We start from the raw sequence: 2,065 nt of genomic DNA on the forward strand, positions 1-2,065 counted from the left end.
GGCCTGCCCTGGGCCACCACAGCCGCCACAGCCGCCACACATGACAGCGCCTGGCCCACGCGCCCCATCAAATGGGTGGTGCCCTACCTGGCCGGCACCAGCCCCGACACGGCCGCGCGCATCGTGGCCGAGGCGCTGTCGGCCCAGCTGGGCCAGCCCGTGGTGATAGACAACCGCGCAGGCGCGGGCGGCAACATCGGAGCACGCCAGGTGGCCAAGGCGCCGGCGGACGGCTACACCCTGCTGTACTCGGGCTCGCCCATGGCCGCCGCCATGCGCATGTACAAAAGCCCGGGCTACGACGTGTTCAAGGACTTCCGCCATGTGCTGGGCATGTCGCGCTCGGACATCCTGGTCGTCGTGCATGCCGACTCGGGCATGCGCACGCTGGACGACCTGGCCGCTCGCGCCAAGGCCAGGCCCGGCGCGCTGGACTATGCCTCGGGCGGCGTGGGCACGCCGTCGCACCTGGGCGTGGAGATGCTGGCCTCCAGCATGGGCCTGCAGGTCAACCATGTGCCCTACAAGGGCGCCTCGGAACTGGTCAATGCCGTGCTGGGCCAGCAGGTGGCCTTCGGCGCCCCGCTGTTTTCCGTGGCCTATCCCCAGGTGCTGGCGGGCAAGCTGGTGCCGCTGGCCATTGCCGGCCCGCAGCGCAACGCCAAGCTGCCCCAGGTGCAGACCCTGGCCGAGCTGGGTGTGCCCAACGTCAACCTCACGTCCTGGGGCGGTGTGTCCGTGCCGGCCGCCACGCCCGAGCCCATCGTTCAGCGGCTGCGCACGGCGCTGGAGGAAGTGCTCAGGCAGCCCAGGGTCATCGCCTTGCTGGAGCAGGAAGGCGGCAAGGTCGCCATCACCAGCGCCGACGCCTATGCCAAGGGCTTCGAGCGCGAGATCCAGTTCACCCAGTCCATGATGCAGCGCGTGGGCATACAGCCGATCTAGGGCCTGGTACCAGGGCTTTGCACCGTGGCCGGGCACGGGCATGGCGGGCGGCAATCCTGCCCTGGCGCAATCGCTGGGATAATCCTGCCCATTCATGATCAGCCTTCGCAACATTACCCTGCGCCGCGGCACCCGCGTGCTGCTGGACAGCACCTCCGTCTCCATCAACCCCGGTGAAAAAGTCGGCCTTGTCGGACGCAATGGCGCCGGCAAGTCCAGCCTGTTCGCCCTGCTCAACGGCAGCCTGGCCGAGGACGGTGGAGAGTTCTCCATCCCTTCGCAATGGCGCCTGGGCCAGGTCGCGCAGAACATGCCAGAGACCTCGGAGACGGCCACCCAGTTCGTGCTGGACGGCGACACCCGCCTGAGCGAGCTCAATGCCCAGCTCGCGGCCGCCGAGGCCAGCGAGGACGGCATGGCCATCGCCCATGCCCACGTGGACCTGGCCGATGCCGGCGCGCACGATGCCGTGCCGCGCGCACAGGCCCTGATCCTGGGCCTGGGCTTCAAGGTCTCCGAGCTGGAGCACCCCGTCAACAGCTTCTCCGGCGGCTGGCGCATGCGCCTGCAGCTGGCGCGCGCGCTGATGTGCCCCTCCGACCTGCTGCTGCTGGACGAGCCCACCAACCACTTGGACCTGGACGCCCTGGTCTGGCTGGAAGCCTGGCTCAAGCGCTACCCCGGCACCCTGGTCGTGATCAGCCATGACCGCGAATTCCTGGACGCCATCACCAACACCACGCTGCACATCGAAAACGCGCAGGTCACGCGCTATGGCGGCAACTACAGCAAGTTCGAGGAACTGCGCGCCCAGCAGATCCTGCTGCAGCAGGCCTCGTTCGAGCGCCAGCAGGACAAGATCGCCCACCTGCAAAAATTCATCGACCGCTTCAAGGCCAAGGCCTCCAAGGCCAAGCAGGCGCAAAGCCGCGTCAAGCAGATCGAGCGCATGGAAAAGGTCGCACCCATGCTGGCCAGCGCCGATTTCACCTTCGAGTTCAAGCCGCCGGCCAACCTGCCCAACCCCATGCTGGCCATCACGGACGCCGCATTCGGCTACCTGGACGACGAAGGCCAGGCGACCACCATCCTGCGCGGCGTCAACCGCTCGGTGCTGGCG

The 2,065-nt window shown here is 68.1% G+C and carries 2 protein-coding genes; both read left to right on the plus strand.

From position 1 onward, the window contains the following. Positions 1-945: tripartite tricarboxylate transporter substrate binding protein (locus JHD82_RS28840; RefSeq protein ID WP_199140311.1), on the plus strand; the 945-nt coding region annotated here is incomplete at its 5' end. A gap of 94 nt (positions 946-1,039) precedes the next feature. Further along, a partial coding sequence (locus JHD82_RS28845) for an ABC-F family ATP-binding cassette domain-containing protein (RefSeq protein WP_199140313.1) occupies positions 1,040-2,065 on the plus strand: 1,026 nt, incomplete at its 3' end.

This window comes from Delftia sp. ASV31 (assembly GCF_016428765.1).
GTDB classification, from domain to species: domain Bacteria; phylum Pseudomonadota; class Gammaproteobacteria; order Burkholderiales; family Burkholderiaceae_C; genus Comamonas; species Comamonas acidovorans.